This window comes from Streptomyces sp. NPDC055966 (assembly GCF_042269865.1).
In the GTDB taxonomy this organism is placed as follows: domain Bacteria; phylum Actinomycetota; class Actinomycetes; order Streptomycetales; family Streptomycetaceae; genus Streptomyces.
The window spans coordinates 229,460-247,112 of the sequence record NZ_JBHJYK010000011.1 but is presented as its reverse complement, the minus strand read 5'-3'; the positions used below and the strand labels follow the sequence as shown (position 1 = coordinate 247,112).

The 17,653-nt window shown below is 69.3% G+C and carries 13 protein-coding genes and 4 pseudogenes; 10 read left to right on the top strand and 7 right to left on the bottom strand.

The window, feature by feature from the left end; all coding sequences use genetic code 11:
- Nucleotides 1-275 precede the first annotated feature (275 nt).
- Nucleotides 276-974 carry a VOC family protein gene (locus ACFC8N_RS24550; RefSeq protein ID WP_376289726.1) on the top strand — a complete coding sequence of 233 codons (699 nt, stop codon included), beginning with the start codon at nt 276-278 and terminating at the stop codon, nt 972-974.
- Between the two features lie 54 nt (nt 975-1,028).
- Here ACFC8N_RS24550 and ACFC8N_RS24545 read toward each other — a convergent pair whose 3' ends face one another.
- Nucleotides 1,029-1,262 carry a hypothetical protein gene (locus ACFC8N_RS24545; protein WP_376289724.1) on the bottom strand — a complete coding sequence of 78 codons (234 nt, stop codon included), beginning with the start codon at nt 1,260-1,262 and terminating at the stop codon, nt 1,029-1,031.
- Between the two features lie 89 nt (nt 1,263-1,351).
- Here ACFC8N_RS24545 and ACFC8N_RS24540 point away from each other — a divergent pair.
- A pseudogene (locus ACFC8N_RS24540) lies at nt 1,352-1,642 on the top strand (nucleotidyltransferase family protein); the annotation flags it as partial.
- Nucleotides 1,643-2,370: 728 nt separating this feature from the next.
- Here the strand turns inward: ACFC8N_RS24540 and ACFC8N_RS24535 are convergent.
- Nucleotides 2,371-3,624: an FAD-binding protein gene (locus ACFC8N_RS24535; RefSeq protein ID WP_376289722.1), complete on the bottom strand. Its 1,254-nt coding sequence runs from the start codon at nt 3,622-3,624 to the stop codon at nt 2,371-2,373.
- Nucleotides 3,625-3,917: 293 nt separating this feature from the next.
- Between ACFC8N_RS24535 and ACFC8N_RS24530 the strand changes: the two genes are divergently transcribed.
- A complete protein-coding gene (locus tag ACFC8N_RS24530; RefSeq protein ID WP_376289720.1) occupies nt 3,918-7,142 on the top strand; it encodes a glycosyl hydrolase 115 family protein in 3,225 nt (1,074 codons plus the stop codon).
- A gap of 44 nt (nt 7,143-7,186) precedes the next feature.
- On the opposite strand, the gene ACFC8N_RS24525 is transcribed toward ACFC8N_RS24530, so the two are convergent.
- Complete coding sequence (locus tag ACFC8N_RS24525; RefSeq protein ID WP_356025032.1) at nt 7,187-8,200, bottom strand: LacI family DNA-binding transcriptional regulator; 1,014 nt, start codon at nt 8,198-8,200, stop codon at nt 7,187-7,189.
- 194 nt (nt 8,201-8,394) lie between these two features.
- Between ACFC8N_RS24525 and ACFC8N_RS24520 the strand changes: the two genes are divergently transcribed.
- The 4 genes from ACFC8N_RS24520 to ACFC8N_RS24505 all read left to right on the top strand — a co-directional run bounded on the left by ACFC8N_RS24520 (nt 8,395) and on the right by ACFC8N_RS24505 (nt 13,869).
- Nucleotides 8,395-9,729 carry an extracellular solute-binding protein gene (locus ACFC8N_RS24520; protein WP_376289718.1) on the top strand — a complete coding sequence of 445 codons (1,335 nt, stop codon included), beginning with the start codon at nt 8,395-8,397 and terminating at the stop codon, nt 9,727-9,729.
- Nucleotides 9,730-9,740: 11 nt separating this feature from the next.
- Nucleotides 9,741-10,679, top strand: coding sequence for a carbohydrate ABC transporter permease (locus tag ACFC8N_RS24515; RefSeq protein WP_376289716.1), 939 nt, complete (start codon nt 9,741-9,743; stop codon nt 10,677-10,679).
- Nucleotides 10,676-11,494 carry a carbohydrate ABC transporter permease gene (locus tag ACFC8N_RS24510; RefSeq protein ID WP_356025026.1) on the top strand — a complete coding sequence of 273 codons (819 nt, stop codon included), beginning with the start codon at nt 10,676-10,678 and terminating at the stop codon, nt 11,492-11,494. The genes ACFC8N_RS24515 and ACFC8N_RS24510 overlap by 4 nt, the downstream gene beginning before the upstream one ends.
- A gap of 101 nt (nt 11,495-11,595) precedes the next feature.
- Entirely contained in the window at nt 11,596-13,869 is a 2,274-nt protein-coding gene (locus ACFC8N_RS24505) for a glycoside hydrolase family 3 N-terminal domain-containing protein (RefSeq protein WP_362823302.1), read from the top strand.
- A 294-nt stretch (nt 13,870-14,163) separates the two neighbouring features.
- Here the strand turns inward: ACFC8N_RS24505 and ACFC8N_RS24500 are convergent.
- Nucleotides 14,164-14,310: pseudogene (locus ACFC8N_RS24500) on the bottom strand (alpha/beta fold hydrolase); the annotation flags it as partial.
- Between ACFC8N_RS24500 and ACFC8N_RS24495 the strand changes: the two are divergent.
- Nucleotides 14,272-14,486, top strand: a pseudogene (locus ACFC8N_RS24495) (winged helix-turn-helix transcriptional regulator); the annotation flags it as partial. The pseudogenes ACFC8N_RS24500 and ACFC8N_RS24495 sit on opposite strands and share 39 nt — an antisense overlap.
- Before the next feature lie 163 nt (nt 14,487-14,649).
- Nucleotides 14,650-14,823 (top strand): annotated as a pseudogene (locus ACFC8N_RS24490) (transposase); the annotation flags it as partial.
- Between the two features lie 424 nt (nt 14,824-15,247).
- On the opposite strand, the gene ACFC8N_RS24485 reads toward ACFC8N_RS24490, so the two are convergent.
- The 3 genes from ACFC8N_RS24485 to ACFC8N_RS24475 form a co-directional block, all read right to left on the bottom strand.
- Nucleotides 15,248-15,640 carry a nuclear transport factor 2 family protein gene (locus ACFC8N_RS24485; protein WP_376289714.1) on the bottom strand — a complete coding sequence of 131 codons (393 nt, stop codon included), beginning with the start codon at nt 15,638-15,640 and terminating at the stop codon, nt 15,248-15,250.
- Between the two features lie 41 nt (nt 15,641-15,681).
- The gene (locus ACFC8N_RS24480) at nt 15,682-16,533 is read right to left on the bottom strand and encodes an alpha/beta fold hydrolase (RefSeq protein WP_356025019.1); all 852 of its coding nucleotides are present in this window, start codon (nt 16,531-16,533) and stop codon (nt 15,682-15,684) included.
- Between the two features lie 70 nt (nt 16,534-16,603).
- Nucleotides 16,604-17,095, bottom strand: a complete 492-nt coding sequence (locus ACFC8N_RS24475; protein ID WP_376289712.1) for a winged helix-turn-helix transcriptional regulator — start codon at nt 17,093-17,095, stop codon at nt 16,604-16,606.
- 338 nt (nt 17,096-17,433) lie between these two features.
- On the opposite strand from ACFC8N_RS24475, the gene ACFC8N_RS24470 reads away from it, so the two are divergent.
- The gene (locus tag ACFC8N_RS24470; protein WP_376289710.1) at nt 17,434-17,637 is read left to right on the top strand and encodes a hypothetical protein; all 204 of its coding nucleotides are present in this window, start codon (nt 17,434-17,436) and stop codon (nt 17,635-17,637) included.
- The last annotated feature ends 16 nt before the right edge of the window (nt 17,638-17,653 follow it).

Here is a 17,653-nt window from a genome sequence, read left to right as displayed (position 1 = left end):
ACTCCGGTCAGGCCCTCGCGCCCATGCCTGCCAGCCCCTGTCACCCGCGCCCCCCCCGTCGCGCCGATGGCACCGGTCAGGTGGACGGTGAGCGGTCGAAGAGCACCGGGGCGGGCAGCGGGTTCGCGTCGGTCGCGGCCGGCGTGTGCTAGCAGCTCACCGTGATCGAGGTGTGGCCGCCCGGTACGAGGCCGGGGTCGACGTCGAAGGCCGCGAAGCCCCGAAGTACCGAGTGGCCGAACGGAGTTGTCGGACCTGCACGCTACGTTGATCGCATGACCTATGCAGAGGGCAGGATCGAGCGCATCAGGCCGCAGCAGTTCCACGAGACCATCGGCCTCGCCGACTGGCGTGTGCTGGGCGAGGGGGCGTGCGCGTACTACCGCACAGGATCATTCACGGTCGGCGCCCGGCTCGTGCAGGCGATCAGCGAGTTGCCGGGCGTGGGGGACGGGCACCCGGACGTCGACCTGCGGCACGAGGGCGTGACCGTACGGCTGATCACGATCACGGACGACTACTACGGGCTGACCGAGCGGCACATCGAGCTGGCCCGGCAGATCTCGGCGGTGGCACGCACGTTGGACATTCCAGCCGACCCGTCCGCCGTGCAGACCGTCCAGGTCACTGTTGACGCCCTCGCCGTTCCCGGCGTGGTGCCCTTCTGGCGCGCTCTGCTCGGCTACCAGGACCGTGCGAACAGCGGTGAGGACCTGGTCGACCCGCACCGCCGCGGGGCACCGTTCTACTTCCAGCAGATGGACGCACCACGCCCGCAGCGCAACCGGGTTCACATCGACGTCTGGGTGCCGTACGACCAGGCCGAGGCACGGATAGCCGCGGCGCTCGCTGCTGGGGGCCGCCTGGTGAACGATGCCGACGCGCCGTCGAACTGGGTGCTGGCCGACCCTGAAGGGAATGAAGCGTGTGTCGGCGTGGCGGGCTGGACTGCGCCAGACGGCGGCCACCCGTAGCCCTGCCCGACGAGACCATGTCGCTGGTTGAGCACGGGCAAGGTTGCGTGGCGGTCAGTGATCGAATGCGGTCAGTGATCTTAGAACGGGAGCGTCGGTCTTGTGGTTGTGCCAGATCGCGGCAGCCATCGCGAGGTCGTCCTCGAACTCCTTGGAGGCGAAGCCCTTGTCCGCGATGACCAACAGCCCCGGCCGACCGTTGGCCAGATCCGGCTCGCGGTCCCGCATCGCGTCCAGCACTTCCCGCTCGTCGATCTTCGGGTTCGCGAGTTCCCACGTGATGGGCATGCCGGTCGGGGAGGACATGCCGCATGGCACCGGCGTGGAGTGGCCGAACCAGTGGTTGTCGCACCAGAAGCCGTTGGTCCCGCGCCCCTAACGAAGCCCGCGTGCACCTCTGGTACGAACGGAAGCTCGGTGTGCCCTGTCCGCTGCACGAGTCCACCGAGGCCGCGATCGGCTGCTTCGCCGCGACGACATGCTGTCTGGGTGTCCGGCTGGAGCCCGATGCAGGGTGGCGTGTATATGCGCCTCACGGGCTGTCCGACGTGTTCAACCTGGTCGTGCGCCCCAACTCGGTTCTTGCTCCGCGGGAGGTCTATGAGACCAAGGCTGCGCGTTGGAAGGACGAGTGGCCGGAGCTCACTGCCCTGCCGTTGCCGAACTGATGGGTGATCTGTCTACCCGGCTTCAACGCAAACTGCGAGCGGTGCCCCTTCTCAAAGATCCTCATCACGCAGGCGCCGGCTGTCCTTCCGGATGAGGCGGCCCCTGACAACTGCCCCTGAATGCCGGTCGTGTACCCGGGTCAGTTGCGGCGGGCGCGTGCGGGCCAGATGCGCTCTTGTGCCGGTGCCGTGCGTCGCCGGGTCTCAGGCAGGGAGATGGCCTGCGCGAGGGCGTGATCGGCCGTGAAGCCCCAGCGACGGCGGAAGCAGATGTGGCTGTGGTGGGCGGTGAGGATCTCCGGGGGTGTTGCCCAAGTCGGAATACTCGGCGGGGGCAGTTGGGTGCTGACAAAGGTGTGGCGGCGGGGTTTCCAGGTGTGGTGGCGGTGGCAGACGAGGCGGCTGGCGGGCAGGTACTGCGAGACGGGGTGCTTGTTCGACTCCGGCGTAGCCGGCTCAGCGAGGCATCGCCCGCGTCGGCCGCTTCACCGGCCGCCGACGCGGGTCGGAGCCCGGTACTGAACCAGGGGGTGTCTTTTGTATCAGGCCGGCCGGGACGAACGGTGCGGGTCGGCCGGCCCGAGCGGGGTCATAGGGGGCCCGCGTGAGCGAGGTCGGGCGTGGGGGAGTCGGCGGGTGACGACAACGCCGCTGGGGGTGCTCCCACTGGGGGAGTGCGTGCCAGGGCCCGTGACGCCGGGATAATTCGAACGGCACGCGCGACTTCCTCACTGGGTCGCGAGCGCCGCCGCGATGAAGTCGTTGCGGAACGCGGCGCGCGGGTCCAGGGCGGTCATCAGCCGACGGAAGTCGTCAGCCCGCTCGTACAGCGCGCCCACGGCCTCGGCGCGGAGCGCGAACAGCTTGCCCCAGTGCGGACGGGCGCCCAGCGGCAGCAGCTCTGCCTCGATCAGGGTGATCGCCTGCCGCACGGGCTCCTCTACCGGGTGCCAGGTGCAGTGGACGGCGACGGAGTCACGGCCGTAACAAGGGCTGAGCCACAGGTCGTCGGCCGCCACGGTGCGGATCTCGGAGGTCAGCAGCAGCGGTGCGATGCGCGGACCGAGCGCGCGCAGGGCCGCGACGGCCGCCGGTGCCGCCTCGCGGGGCAGCAGGAGTTCCGACTGGAGCTCGTCGCCGGCGCTCGGGGTGAAGTCGGGCCGGAAGTGCGGCAGCCGCTCGTGCCAGGGGCCGGGGAGGCCGAGCTGCTCGGTGCAGTGCGCCGGGGACAGGCCCGGAACCGGGTGCCGGGGACCGTCGGCGAGGCGTCCGTTCAGCCACCGCTTCCCCGGGTGCGCCCCGCCCTCGCGATCCGTCCGGCGCTTGACCCACACGTTCGCGGTGTCCCCTCCCCAGTCCGTGAACGCGCTGACGCTGTAGGCGGCGCCGAACACCTCGTCGAACCGGTCGGCGATCCGGTCCAGCGGCACGTCGTCGTAGACCCACTGGGCCACCTCGAAGGCGGGCTCGACCGCGAGCGTGAGGCCGACGACCGCGCCGAGCGCGCCCAGGCCCACGACTGATCCGGCGAAGCGGTCGGGGTCCTCGGCCCGGCTGAGGTCGAGCAGCTCCCCGTCCGAGGTGATGAGCCGCAGCGCCGTCACGGCCGAGGCGAGACCCGGCTGGCCGTCCCCCGAACCGTGCGTTCCGGTGGCGCAGGATCCGGCGACGGAGATGTGCGGCAGTGACGCCAGGTTGGCCAGCGCCAGGCCGTGAGGCTGCAATTCCCGGGCGAGTTGGGCGTAGCGCATCGAGCCGGTGACGGTGACGGTGCGCCGGTCGGCGGAAACGTCCAGCCCGCGCGGCAGGCCGTCGAGCATGAGCAGCTCACCCGGGGTGTCTGCGATGCGGTTGAAGGAGTGGCCGCTGCCCAGCACTTTGACCTGGCCGGCGCCGGCGATGATCCGGCGGGCCTCGTCCACGGTAGTGGGCCGCTGGACTCGCGCCGGTCTGAAGTCGATGTTGCCTGCCCAGTTGTGCATGTGTGCGCCTCTCTCATTTCCACCCCCGTCGGCGCGCAGATTTGGCGAAAGTTTCGATGACGTCCGACGAGGACCCGGAGACGCTAAACGTGCATGTACAGCTGTGTCAACGATGCGTGGGGCCATGTGATTCGTCGGGCCTCGGAGGCTTCGAGGAGCTACTCATGATTGGGCGGGCAGGGAATATTTCGATATCGCGTCCGACCTATTGCGATGGCCGGGATCATGGTCCACATTCGTCAAGCCGAAAACCAAACTCCCAGAGGCACCTACTCCGAAGGAGCACATGAGGCATGGACCGCCCTTCCGCCCGGCGCCCATCCCGCAGGAGCGTCCTCGGCATCGGCGTCGCCGCTGCCTCGGCCCTGGCCACCACACCGCTCGGTTCCCCCCTCGGCCTCTCCGCGACCGCGTGGGCCGCGACCCCCACGGGTCCTGTCCACGCCGCCGATGTCGGCGGCCCGGAGGCAACGGACCCCGGCGCCTACATCTCCGCCGTCCCGCGCCGCGGAAGTCTCGCCCTCGTCGCCGGCGGACACGCCCTGCCCATCGTGGTGTGCGCCGCCGACCACCCAGGTGTCCTCCGCGCGGTCGACGACCTGAGGTCCGACCTGGAGAGCGTGACCGGTGTCCGGCCCGCGCTGACCGTCCTCGCTCCGGGCGCGGCGCTGCCGCGCGCCCGGGAATGCGTGGTGATCGGAACCATCGGCCGCAGTCCTCTGGTCGACCGGCTCGTCGGCGTGGGGAAGCTCGACGGCACCGGTGTCCGGGGCGCGTGGGAGACCACGGTCGAGACGATCGTGGAGGCTCCCTTCCCCGGCGTGGACCGTGCCTTCGTCATCGCGGGGAGCGATCAGCGCGGCACCATCTACGGCGTCTACGACGTCTCCAGGGGGATCGGGGTGTCACCCTGGTCCTGGTGGGACGACATCGTGCCGCAGCGTCGGACCGGGCTCCATGTCCTTCCCGGACGGCACACCCAGGGCACTCCGGCGGTGAAGTACCGCGGCTTCTTCATCAACGACGAGAACCCCGCCCTCGGCGGCTGGGCGCCCGCCTACTTCGGTCCGGGCAAGGCGCCCGGCTACCCGGGGGGATTCAACGCCGCGTTCTACGCCAAGGTCTTCGAGCTGATGCTGCGGCTCAAGGCCAACTACCTCTGGCCGGCCGTCTGGGGGCGTGCCTTCGCCCTGGACGATCCGGCGAACCACGCCACCGCCAAGGCCTACGGCATCGTGATGGGCACCTCCCAGGAGGCGCCGATGATGCGCGGCATCGAGGAGTGGAACAGGTTCGCCGTCCCGGCGCAGCGCGACGCGAACGGCACCGTCACGGTTCCCGGCAGCGACCCGTACGGCGGCACCGGTGAGTGGAGCTTCCGCCACAACGCCGACGCCCTGAAGAAGTACTGGACCGCCGGTATCCAGCGAATGGTCGACGAGGACTTCGAGGGGGTCGTCACCCTCGGCATGCGTGGGAACGGCGACACCGGCCTGGCCGACGGCGACGGCATCGACCTGATGCAGCAGATCATCGCCACCCAGCGCCAGATCCTGGCCGACGTCACGGGCCGCGACGTGACCACGATTCCGCAGGTGTGGACGCTCTACAAGGAGGTCGAGCGCTACTGGAAGCGCGGCCTGCGCGTCCCCGACGACGTCACCGTCGTCTTCACGGACGACAACTGGGCCAACACCCGCATGCTGCCGGACCCCGCAGAGCCGGTCCGCAGCGGCAACTACGGCCTGTACTACCACTTCGACTACGTGGGCTCGGGCCGCGACTACAAATGGGTGGACACCGCCTCCCTGCCGAACGTGTGGGACCAGCTGAACCAGAGTCACACCTACGGCAACCATGGTGTGTGGGTCGCCAACGTCGGTGACCTCAAGGGCAACGAGCTGCCGACGCAGTTCTTCCTGGACTACGCCTGGAACCCCGACCGCTGGGGACCGGACCGGCTCGACGAGTGGCTGTTCGTCTACTCCCGGCAGAACTTCGGTGCGGCCCAGGCTGCCGCCGTCGCCGACATCCTTGCCCGGTACGGGCAGTTGCAGTCCCGGCGCAAGCCGGAGCTGCTGAACCGCAGCATCACCCTGGACCCCGGCAAGGACCTGGCCACGGACCCGTCCGCGGTCGTGTACGACGACCAGGCAAGCGCCTTCAGCGTGATCAACCACCGCGAGCTGGAACGCGTGACGGCCGAGTGGCGCGATCTGGCGAACAGCGCCCAGACGGTCGCGGACGCGCTGCCGCCGGCGGCTCAGGACGGCTACTTCGAGCTCGTGGGGTACGAGGTGCTGGCGACCGCCAACGTCTACGCCCTGCGGCAGGCCGAGTTCGCCAACATCCTCCACGCGGGCCAGGGCCGCGCGGACACAAACCGTCTGGCCGAGCAGGCGGAGCACTGCCTGGCCACCGACTTCGCCCTGGCCGACCGCTTCAACAGCAAGGTGGCCGGCGGCAAGTGGAAGGGCTTCCAGACCCAGCCGCACATCGACTACGGGGACGTCGCCCGCTACGGCCCGAACGCGCCCTGGCAGGAGCCCGAGCTGAACAACTGGGCCATACCCGACGTGATCTTCCCGCCGGTCCGGCGCCTGACCGCCGCCGACCGGCCGGCACTGGGTCTGGCCCTGGAGGGGTCCGCCGCATCGTGGCCAGGCTCCGGGGAGGCCGCCGTCCTGCCCTCGATCAGCCCGTATCAGACCGCTGAGGCGGCCCCGTTCTTCGAGATCTTCAACCGTGGCGGACGGCCCTTCACCTACCGGGTCACCACCGGTGCGCCCTGGCTGTCGGCCTCGCGGCCGCGCGGCCTGGTGACCGACCAGGTGCGACTCGGCCTGGTCGCGGACTGGTCCCGGGCGCCACAGGGCACGTGCCGGGTGCCGGTCTCCGTGACGGGGTCCGAGGGGACCGAGGCCACCTTCACCGCCGTGGTGGAGAATCCGGGCCTGTCCCGCTCCCAGGTGGCGGGCTTCGTCGAAGCGGGCGGACACCTGTCCATCGGCGCGGAGCAGTTCGACCGGGCTGTCGGCGCTGGCGCGGTCCAGTGGCAGCGCGTCCCGCGCATCGGGCGGACGGGCGACGGGATGGAGCCCTTCCCGGTCACCGCGGACCGGCAGGTCCCGGGCGGTGCGAGCCCGCGCCTTGAGTACACCACGACCCTGTTCACCACCGGACCGGTCGTGGTCTGGGCGCATCTGTCGCCGCGCAACCCGGCGTTGGCGCGCGCTGGGCTCCACTACGCCGTCTCCTTCGACGACGAGCAGCCGCAGGTGGTGGACATCATCGCCGCCACGGGGACGGACGACGGCGTGATGAACATGCAGTGGCAGCGCAACACCTCCGACAACGTCAACCGCACGTCCACGACCCACACCATCACCCGGCCCGGGGTGCACACCCTGAAGTTCTGGATGGTGGACCCGACCGTCGTGCTGCAGGAGTTGGTGGTGGACACCGGCGGTCTGCGGTCCTCGCTCCTCGCGCCGCCGCGGAGTCTACGTGTGGGCTGACGCGCGGGCCTGACGACGACACGGCCCAGCCGAGAAGGGAGGGCTCAGGGATGGACGGTGGACGGTGGCGGGGCCGTGCTGCTGCGCTCGACCAGCGTGGTGGCCAGGTCCACGCGCAGCGCGGAGGGCTGGTTGCCGCGGGCGATGTCTATCACCATGCGCGTGGCGACCTCGGCCATCTCGGTGAGCGGCTGGCGCACGGTGGTCAGCGGCGGGCAGGCCCACAGGGCGACGGGCAGGTCGTCGAAGCCGACGACGCTCAGGTCGTCAGGGATGCGCAGGCCCAACTCCCCTGCGGCCTTGTAGAGTCCGAGCGCCTGAAGGTCGTTGCCGGTGTAGATCGCGGTTGGCGGGTCCGGGAGACGCAGCAGTGCGAGGCCCTCCCGGTACCCGGCCTCATGGTGGAAGTCGCCCTCGCGGATCAGGGCCGGGTCGACGGCGACGCCGGCCGCGTCCAGGGCCGCCCGGTAGCCGTCGACGCGGGCGCGGCTGCACATCATCCGGAGCGGTCCGGCAATGACGGCGATCCGCCGGTGGCCGAGGTCGAGGAGGTGGCGGGTGGCGGCGAGGCCGCCGTTCCAGTTGGTCGTCCCCACCGCCGGCACCTCCTGACCGGGGTCGCCGGCCGGGTCCATGACGACGAACGGGATGTCCCGGCTGGTCAGTTGGGCCTGTTGGGCCTTGTCGAGCCCGGACAGCACCAGGACCACGCCGGTGGGCCGACGGGCGAGAACGCCGTCCATCCACGACTGTCCGGGGCTGAGCCGCCCGGAGGACTCGGACAGGACGACGCTGAGCCCCTCCTCGCGGACGACGTTCTCGACGCCGCGGATGACCTCCATCGCCCACGCGCTCTCCAGCTCGTGGAAGACCAGTTCCAGCAGCGGGCTCGGGCTGCTGCTACGTCGCCGCTGGTATCCGTGCTCGTGCAGCAGCTCTTCTACCCGCTCCCGGGTGGACGGTGCGACGTCCGCACGACCGTTGAGGACCTTCGAAACAGTCGGTGTGGACACCCCCGCCTCACGTGCGATTTCGGCGAGTGTCGCCACTCTGGTCACGAGCTCCTCCTGTGCTGCCCTGATGCGCTGGTCTGCCGTCGCTGCGTCCGTACTGCACGGATGCTAGCTGGTCAGGGCTCGGCCGGTACATCCGAATCGAGATCTTCCAGGCCCTTGACGGTGTCCGAGGTTACGCCTAGGTTTCCCGCATTGTTCGACAATCTCTTCGAAACTATCGACGGAGTCGTCAAGCCATGAATTACTTCTCTGCGAGACTTCGCAGCGGTGCGTCCCGCAACAGATTCGCCGCGGTCGCGGCAACGACCGGGCTGGTGCTCGGTCTGACCGCCGCGTGCGGGTCCAGCGGCGGTTCCGCGTCGTCCTCCGCCGGCTCCGGCGTGATCCACGTGCTGGTCTACGGTGACGCCGGCAACACGGTCGAGAAGCAGATCGTCGATACGTTCAACAAGACCTCGAAGGTCAAGGCGGTGCTGGACACCATCCCCGGCGCCGACTACCAGTCGAAGCTCAACACGATCATCAACACCCCGCAGGCCCCGGACGTCTTCTTCAACTGGGGCGGCGGCAGCATCGCGCCCTACGTCAAGCACAACCTGCTGCTGCCGCTGGACGACATGATCGCCAAGGACCCGGGGCTGAAGAGCAACTTCCTTCCCTCGGTGTTCAACACCGCGGTGATCGACGGCAAGTCCTACGGTGTCCCGATGCGCGGCACGCAGCCGGTGCTGCTCTTCAACAACAAGAAGGTCCTGGCGAGCGCCGGCCTGAGCGTCCCGAAGACCTGGGACGACCTGATCAACGACGTCAAGGTGCTCAAGGGCAAGGGGATCACGCCGATCGCGCTCGGCGGCGGCGACCAGTGGCCCACCCAGATGTGGTTCGAGTACATCTACGACCGCGTCGCCGGACCGGGCCTGTTCGAGAAGGCGCTCGCCGGTGACAAGAGCGCCTGGTCCGGCGCGGACAGCGGCAAGGCTCTCGGCATGCTCAAGCAGCTGATCGACGCCGGTGCCTTCGGCAGCAACTTCGACTCGGTGAAGTTCACCGACGGCGGTTCCCCGGCGCTGCTGGCCAAGGGCAAGGCGGCCTTCGAGCTGATGGGCTCGTGGGAGTACTCCACCCAGCAGTCCGGCAACCCCGACTTCGCCAAGAACGACCTCGGCTACAGCGCCTTCCCGTCCGTCCAGGGCGGCAAGGGCGACCCGAAGGACGTCGTCGGCAACACGAACAACTTCTACTCCGTGCTGAAGAAGACCAAGCACCCCGACGCGGTGGCGGCGTTCCTCAAGCTCATGTACTCCGACGAGTTCGTGAAGGCTCAACTCGGCATCGGCAACCTGCCGACCACCACCAACACCGCCAACTTCCTGTCCACCTCGGCCAGCCCGGACTACTCGCAGTTCCAGTTCAACCTGGTCAAGCAGGCGCCCTCGTTCCAGCTGTCCTGGGACCAGGCCTACCCGCCGGCGGCGACCACGACCATCCACACGGCCGTCCAGGAGTTCTTCGACGGCAAGACCGACGCCAACGGCTTCATCCAGCAGATGCAGTCGCTGTCCACCTCCTGAGTAGGGACATCATGAGCGCCCTCTCCTTCACTGCAGTGCTCGGCCGCCGTCGCCTCAAGGCGCGCCGGGCCGGCGTCGGGGTGACCCGCCCGGGCTTCGTCTGGGCGGTACCCGCGACCGTCTTCTTCCTGTTGTTCGCGATCCTCCCGCTGGTGCTGGTCGCGGTGCTGTCCTTCACCAGCTGGGACGGCATCACCTCACCGCACTTCAACGGGACGGCGAACTGGACCAAGCTGATCCATGACCCGGTGATGACCCAGAGCATCTGGCTCACCCTGGTCCTCACCGTGCTCGGAGTCGTCACGCAGACGCCCGTCAGCATCCTGCTGGGCGTCTGGGCGGCCGGACCCCAGCGCAACCGGGCCGTGCTGTCGGCGATCTTCTTCGTCCCCCTGCTGCTCTCCGCGACCGCGGTCTCGGTGCTGTGGCGCGCCCTGCTCGACCCCAACTTCGGCCTCCCGGGACAGCTGCCCTGGCTGTTCGGCAACGGCAACCTGCTCGGCAGCCAAGCAGGTTCGATCGCAGTGCTGACCTTCGTCGGGATGTGGCAGTTCACGCCCCTGCACGCGCTGCTCTACCAGGGCGGCGCCCGCGCCATCCCCCAGGTGCTCTACCAGGCCGCGTCGATCGACGGCGCCGGCACGGTGCGGCAGTTCTTCCACATCACCCTGCCGCAGCTGCGCAACACCATGATCACCTCGATGATCCTCATGGTCGTCGGCGGCCTGACCACCTTCGACACGGTGCTGATCCTCACCCAGGGCGGACCCGGCACGGACACCACGGTCAGCGCCTACTACATGTACGAGCAGAGCTTCAAGAACTTCGACTTCGGCGCCGGCTCGGCCATCGCGCTGGTCCTGGTCGTCGTCGCCACCCTCATCTCCCTGGCCGTGGTACGGCTCTCCGGCTACGACAAGATGCGCGGCACGGCGGAGGGGATCTCATGAGGCAGCGGCCCAACTACCTGGCCGGGTTCGGCTCCCTGATCTGGCTCTTCCTGATCGGCCTGCCGCTCTACCTGCTGCTGACCGCGACCCTGCGCACCACCTCCGACTACTCCACCCAGGGCCCGCTGACCTGGCCGTCGCATCTGACGTTCAGCAACTACCGGAACGCCTTCTCCAACGGCTTCGGCCAGGACTTCCTCAACACGCTGATCGCCACCGTCAGCGTCGTCGGCATCGTGCTGCTGGTGGTCCCCCCGCTCGCCTACGCCATCGTGCGGGCCAGGGGCCGGACCATCGGCGTCGTGTTCCGGGTGTTCCTGCTGGGACTCGCGATCCCCGCGCAGGCGGTGATCGTGCCGATGTTCTACGTGATCAACCAGGCCGGGCTCTACGACCACCTGATCGGCGTCATCCTGCCGACCGCCGCGTTCTCGATGCCCGTGTGCACCCTGGTGCTGACCGGGGCGATGCGCGACATCAGCCCCGAGCTGTACGAGGCGATGGCGATGGACGGGGCCGCCCCGTGGCGGGTCTTCCTGCAGCTGGTGCTGCCGCTGTCGAAGGGCGGGCTCTCCTCCATCGTCGTCTTCTCGGCCCTCCAGGCCTGGAACGGCTTCCTCTTCCCGCTCATCCTCACCCAGTCGGACTCGACCAAGGTGATCACCCTCGGTCTGTACAACTTCCAGACCGAACACGGCGTCGACGTCCCCGGGCTGCTCGCCGCCGTGGTCCTGTCCATGCTCCCCATCTTCGTCGTCTACCTGTTCGCCCGCCGCGCCCTGGTCCAGGGCCTCATGGGGGTCGGAGGAAAGTGACCGGCAACATGAACCCCGCCCTCACCACCGAGCTCGACAACGCCGTCTGGCAGGACGCCTCCCTCGATCCCGAGACCAGGGCCGACGCCCTCATCGCGGCGATGACCCTGCGGGAGAAGACAGCCCAGCTCGTCGGCGTCTGGGTGGGCGCCTCCGACGAGGGCGACGAAGTCGCCCCGCACCAGCACGAGATGGAAGAACCGCCCGACCTCGACGAGCTGCTGCCACACGGCCTGGGCCAGCTCACCCGGCCCTTCGGCACCCTGCCCGTCGACGCCGCCGTCGGAGCGCTCTCACTCGCCCGCACCCAGCAGCGGATCACCGCCGCCAACCGGTTCGGCATACCCGCGATCGCCCACGAGGAGTGCCTGGCCGGCTTCGCCGCCTGGGGCGCGACCGCCTATCCCGTCCCGCTGTCCTGGGGGGCGGCCTTCAACCCCGAGCTCGTGCGTGCCATGGCCGCCGCCATCGGCGCCGACATGCGCTCCGTCGGCGTCCACCAGGGCCTCGCCCCCGTGCTCGACGTGGTGCGCGACGCCCGCTGGGGACGCGTCGAGGAGACCATCGGCGAGGACCCCTACCTGGTCGGCACCCTCGCCACCGCCTACGTGCAGGGCCTGGAATCCGCCGGGATCGTCGCCACCCTCAAGCACTTCGCCGGCTACTCCGCCTCGCGGGCCGGACGCAACCTCGCCCCCGTCGCCATGGGCCCGCGGGAGCGCGCCGACGTCATCCTGCCGCCGTTCGAGATGGCGGTCCGCGAGGGCCGGCCCCGCTCGGTCATGCACGCCTACACCGACACCGACGGCATCCCCTCCGCCGCCGACCCGGAACTGCTCACCGGTCTGCTCCGGGACACCTGGGGCTTCGACGGCACCGTCGTCGCGGACTACTTCGGCATCGCCTTCCTCAAGCTCCTGCACGGCGTCGCGGGGAGCTGGGCCGAGGCCGCGGGTCTGGCCCTCGCCGGCGGCGTCGACGTCGAGCTGCCGACCGTCAAGACCTTCGGCCGGCCGCTGCTCGACGCGATCGAGGCCGGGTCCGTTCCCGAGGAGCTGATCGACCGTGCACTGCGCCGGATCCTCGTTCAGAAGGCACAACTCGGCCTGCTCGACCCCGACTGGAGCCCGGTCCCGCAGGCGCTCGCCGACGCGGACCTCGACGCGCCGGAGGCGCTGCGCGGCAGCGTGGACCTGGACCGCCCCGAGAACCGGCGCCTCGCCCGGGAACTGGCGGAACAGGCCGTCGTGCTGCTGCGTAACGACGGCACGCTGCCGCTCGGCCGCCCCCGCCGGATCGCGCTGATCGGCCCCAACGCAGACACCCCGACGGCAGTGCTGGGCTGCTACTCCTTCCCCGTCCACGTCGGCTCGCAGCACCCCGAGGTCCCGGTCGGCATCGAACTGCCCACGCTTCGGGAGACGTTGGCGGCAGAGTTCCCCGACGCCGCGATCGTGTCCGCTCTCGGGGCGACGGTCGACGGTGACAGCACGGAGGGCTTCGCCGAGGCGATCGCCGCGGCGCGCATGGCCGATGTCGTGGTGCTGGCCCTGGGCGACCGGGCGGGCCTGTTCGGCCGCGGGACCAGTGGTGAGGGCTGCGACACCGAGTCACTGCAACTGCCTGGCGTACAGCAGGAGTTGCTCGACGCACTGCTGGACGCGGGCACACCGGTGGTGCTGGTCATGCTGGCGGGCCGCCCGTACGCGCTGGGGCGCGCCCAGGGCGAGGCGGCGGCGATCGTGCAGTCCTTCTTCCCCGGGGAGGCCGGTACCGAGGCCATCGCCGGTGTGCTCAGCGGCCGGGTGAATCCCTCCGGACGGCTGCCCGTGAGCGTGCCGCGCCACAAGGGTGTCCAGCCTTCCACCTACCTGGCCGCCCGGCTGGCTCAGGACAGCGACGTGTCCAGCACCAGCACCAGCCCGGCCTACGGGTTCGGACACGGGCTCGGCTACACCGACTTCGAGTGGTCCGCGCTCGATGTCACCGTCGCGGAGACCGGCACCGACGGCAGTTTCCGGTTCGCCTTCGAGGTCCGCAACACCGGCGAGCGCCCCGGCTGCGAGGTGGTGCAGTTCTACCTGCACGACCCGGTGGCCTCCGTCGTCCAGCCGGTGCAGCGCCTCGTCGGCTACCGGCGCCTCCCGCTCGACGCCGGGGAAAGATTCCGGGTCCTCGTGGAACTGCCCGCGGATCTGGCCTCCTTCACCGGGCGCGACGGCCGGCGCATCGTCGAACCCGGCGAGCTGGAGCTGCGGATCTCCGCCAGCAGCACCGACCACCGCATCACGGTCCCGCTGCGCCTGACCGGCCCGGTCCGCGAGGTCGACCACACCCGCCGCCTGCACCCCGTCATCACCGTCGAGCGCCGCTGACGCCGAGGAGACGGAGGCACGTGCACACCGACCTGCCCGAGGCCGAACCGCGGCGTCACCGCAGCAGCCGGACCGAACGCCGCTTCTGGTTGCAGACGCTCACTTGCTGCGGATGACCCACGCCCGGGGTCGGCCTTCCGATCCCGGGCGTGCAGCTGTCCGAGGGCTCACGCGGGCAGCTCCGCGGTGCCCGCTTCCTCGGGGCCATGTGAGTCAGATCGGTCAATCTGGGACGACACCTGACACCGATAGTCGCCATACGAACACATTGCATCCAGGGGAATTGATGAGTTCCGCCCGGAATGATGCAAGGTCCGGGGCGATGATTCGGTACCGCTCGGCCGATCGGCCCATGATGCCGCTCCAGAGTTGCCAGGTGTGCGGGAAGCCGTTCAGCAGGAGATCCGCAGGTCCGTCCCGGGCGATCTGTTCGATCCCCATTGCCCGACGCGGCAGTTGCTGGACCGCATCGGTACGAAGTGGACGTCCATGGCCGTCAGGACGCTCGCCCATGCCGCACCGGACGAGGTGCGCTTCGCGGAGCTGAGACGCCGGATGCCCGGTGCGTCTCGCCGAAGATGCTGTCCGTGACCCTGCGAAGCCTGACCCGCCACGGGTCTTGTACCGACTCACCGGACTCGTGCTGTCCCCGCAAGCCGCGCTTGCGGAGCTCCCGGGCGGAGGAGCACATGGTTCAGCACTGGTGGCTGGGGCACTCGACGTAGCCGGTGTCGCCGCCCTGTTGCTTCGTCAGGTCGACGCCGGAGGAGGACTTCGCCGCTGCTGCCCAAGGCCGAGCGTCGGACCAGGCACCCGGGACGCAAGCGGCATCCGGACCGGCTGGTGTTCCAAGGCAGCCTGTTCGTCCTGCACGCCGGGATCCCCAGGGAGCATCTGCCGCAGGAACTCGGCTTCGGCTCGGGCATGACCTGCTGGCGCCGCCCGGCCGAATGGAGGACGGGATACGAAGTCCTGATCACCGACGCCACCGGCATCCCGCCCGCCGCCACGCTGACCGGCGGCAACCACAGCGATGTCACCCAGCTCAGATGCCGCCACATGGTCTGGGATCTCGGCGTGAAGCCGCTGATCCCCCGCGGGGCACCCAGTACGGCTCCGGGTCTGGGCACCCAACGCTGGGTCGTGGAGCGGGCGTTCGCCCACCGGCACTGGTTCCGCTGCCTGCGGAGCCGCTGGGAGATCCCCCCCATGCGCCGACGGTGTCGACGAGCGCCAGCAAGGTCCGGCCCAGAGCGGTGAGTTGGTACTCGACCCGTGAGCCGTCGTAGAGCTGGAAGACTCCTACCCGATCGTCAGGACGGTGCGTCAACTGCGGGGCCGGCCCCGCGAGGGCCGCCGGCTCGATCCTCCGCGCGTCTCACATGACGGCATCGGTGTGGAGCGGGCCGGCGGTGATGTGGATGGTGCGGATCCTTCCGCTGTCGTCAAGGCGGTACAGGTGCATGAACGGAGCCCGTACGGTGGTGTCCGGGTCGGTCTTCTTCGCCATGGTGGCCTCCCCGCGCAGGAACAGGACCCCGTCGGGAGTGTCCCAGCACTCCAGGACGGTGTGAGCGATGTGCAGCGGCTCATCGATCTTGACGAAGAACGCTTTGATGGCCTCGGCACCTACCACGTGGGCGGTGCCGAAGAACATCTCGGTGTCGTCGCTCGTCCGGGCAAAACCCTCGCCGAAATCGAGGGTGTCGATCTCGCACATGAGCTGTCCGACCCAACTCGGCACAGGAACGGGAGTGGCACGGTGCGTCATCGTCCTTCTCCTTCCTCTGATCCTCCGGCGTCGCCGTCAGGTCAGGCGATGGGACTGGCTGCGAGGAAGGCGTCGATCGCCGCGTTGACCTCGTCCGGGTTCTCCCGCGCGGCCAGGTGGCCGGTGCGCAGCAGGACGCGGAAGGTGCTGCCCTTGATGACGTCGGCCATTCTCCGGACGGCGTGCACGGGGAACTGGCTGTCCTCCTCACCGGCGATGACCAGGACAGGGATGCCGACGGGAATGGTCGCCAGCAGCCGGTGCTCGTCCCTGCGCCCGATGAGGATGCTGCGAAGCGCCCAGGCCACAGACTTGGGGTCGTTGTCCAGCACGACGTCGATGTACTCCAGGAAATCGGGGTTCTCGGCCTCTGCGGTCGGTCCGGCGAACGCCGAGCGCGCGGCCCTGGCGGCCAGTCGCGGCATTCGCGCGTGCACCGCGAGACAGGCGGCCAGTCCGGTCGCCCACACGCTCTCGAACGTCGTGGGCAGCGAGGCCGTGCAGTTGATGCCGACGGCGGCGGCGGTGCGCTCCGGGTGGTACGCGGGGAACACCCCGGCCAGCATGCCGCCCCAGCTGTTGCCCACCAGCACACACCTGTCGATGCCGAGCGCGTCCAGGACCTCGACCAGCGCGTCGGCGCATTCCTTGAGGTCGATGATCCGCCGTAGCGCGTCGGACCTGCCGTGTCCGGGGCTGTCGACGAGCACCACGCGGTGCGTGGGGGCGAAGTGCTCGTACTGGAAGCGCCACATGGTGCCGTCCATCATCAGGCTCGGCCAGAAGACCATGGCCGGGCCGTCCGTCCGACCGCCCACCCGCACGTTCATCAAGCCGAGGGATGTCGGTATCAGCTTCTCGGTGACGTCGTTGAGCCAGTCCGTCCGTGACATGGTCACTCCTCACCCGAGGTTCGAGTAGAGCCGGTACTGGTAGCGTACTGCAAGTAGTAGTAAATGATGACTACTTGAGACCGGTTTCCCCTGGCACCTCCTCTGCGCTCACTCCCGCCTTCGCCGGGAGCGGATGCAAATCGGCCGCTTCGATGGGCTGGTGACAATGACTACAGGCGAGATAGGGCTCAGTCTCGTATCCGCAGGAGGTGTGCAGCAGGGGCCGTGCCGGCAACGCCTCGCCGTCGGCATGGCTCTCCGCCCAGCGGGTGACCGCCACGATGGCAGGCACCACCAACTCCCGCGCACCCTCGGTCAGCCGGTACTCGTACCAGGGCTTGTCCTCCCGATACGCGTGCTTCTCCAGCAGGCCCAACTCGGTGAGGTGGTTCAGCCGCGCCGTGAGCATCGTCGCCGAGATGCCCAGCCCGCGCTTGAGTTCGCCGAACCGGTGGATGCCGAAGAAGACCTCACGCAGGATCTGGTAGTTCCAGCGTTCCGAGACCGCCGCCAGGAACGCTTGCCCATGCTGGAAGACGACCGGCCGTGCTTTCTCCGCCACAGGGACTCCTCCTGGTATGGATCCAAAACTAGTATCAACATGATACTGAGGCGTCCCTCGGAGTGGGCCCATGGACTCGGCGACGCCCAGCCCGACCATCGCCAGCAGTGAAGTCGCCGTGAAGTACGCGATCTCAGGAGTCCGCCTACCGCACGGGCTATACCGCACCGCGGGCGGGGAGGCGAACTGATCCTGCACCGCACGGACGACGGCCGCCATCGCCGCCGTCGGCCGCCCCGGCAGCCGGGCCGGATGCAGCCGGCGGACGTCTGAGGGCGAGCCCTCCACCCGCAACCTCACCCCGGGCGGTGAGTCCTGGCAAAAGCAACTTGCAGAAAGTGGCCGTGTCCATCCCGCTGACCGACGACGAACAGGCAGCCATCGAGGACGGCCAGGCAGCCCTGGACCGGCTACTCGACCGCCTCGCCGACACACCCACTCCGGCCGGCCCGACACCACGCGAACTGGACGTGCCGGAGACGGCCCGCCTTCTGCCGCCCGGCGACGTCCGACAGGGCGGGATGGGTTGCGCATCGCGCTGACATCGGAGTGCGCACG

What these genes read in the sequence shown, in the direction of transcription:
- ACFC8N_RS24550 (WP_376289726.1), top strand. Translation starts at nt 276, where the DNA reads ATGACCTATGCAGAGGGCAGGATCGAGCGCATCAGGCCGCAGCAGTTC.
- ACFC8N_RS24545 (WP_376289724.1), bottom strand. Translation starts at nt 1,262, where the DNA reads ATGCCCATCACGTGGGAACTCGCGAACCCGAAGATCGACGAGCGGGAA.
- ACFC8N_RS24535 (WP_376289722.1), bottom strand. Translation starts at nt 3,624, where the DNA reads ATGCACAACTGGGCAGGCAACATCGACTTCAGACCGGCGCGAGTCCAG.
- ACFC8N_RS24530 (WP_376289720.1), top strand. Translation starts at nt 3,918, where the DNA reads ATGGACCGCCCTTCCGCCCGGCGCCCATCCCGCAGGAGCGTCCTCGGC.
- ACFC8N_RS24520 (WP_376289718.1), top strand. Translation starts at nt 8,395, where the DNA reads ATGAATTACTTCTCTGCGAGACTTCGCAGCGGTGCGTCCCGCAACAGA.
- ACFC8N_RS24515 (WP_376289716.1), top strand. Translation starts at nt 9,741, where the DNA reads ATGAGCGCCCTCTCCTTCACTGCAGTGCTCGGCCGCCGTCGCCTCAAG.
- ACFC8N_RS24510 (WP_356025026.1), top strand. Translation starts at nt 10,676, where the DNA reads ATGAGGCAGCGGCCCAACTACCTGGCCGGGTTCGGCTCCCTGATCTGG.
- ACFC8N_RS24505 (WP_362823302.1), top strand. Translation starts at nt 11,596, where the DNA reads ATGACCCTGCGGGAGAAGACAGCCCAGCTCGTCGGCGTCTGGGTGGGC.
- ACFC8N_RS24485 (WP_376289714.1), bottom strand. Translation starts at nt 15,640, where the DNA reads ATGACGCACCGTGCCACTCCCGTTCCTGTGCCGAGTTGGGTCGGACAG.
- ACFC8N_RS24480 (WP_356025019.1), bottom strand. Translation starts at nt 16,533, where the DNA reads ATGTCACGGACGGACTGGCTCAACGACGTCACCGAGAAGCTGATACCG.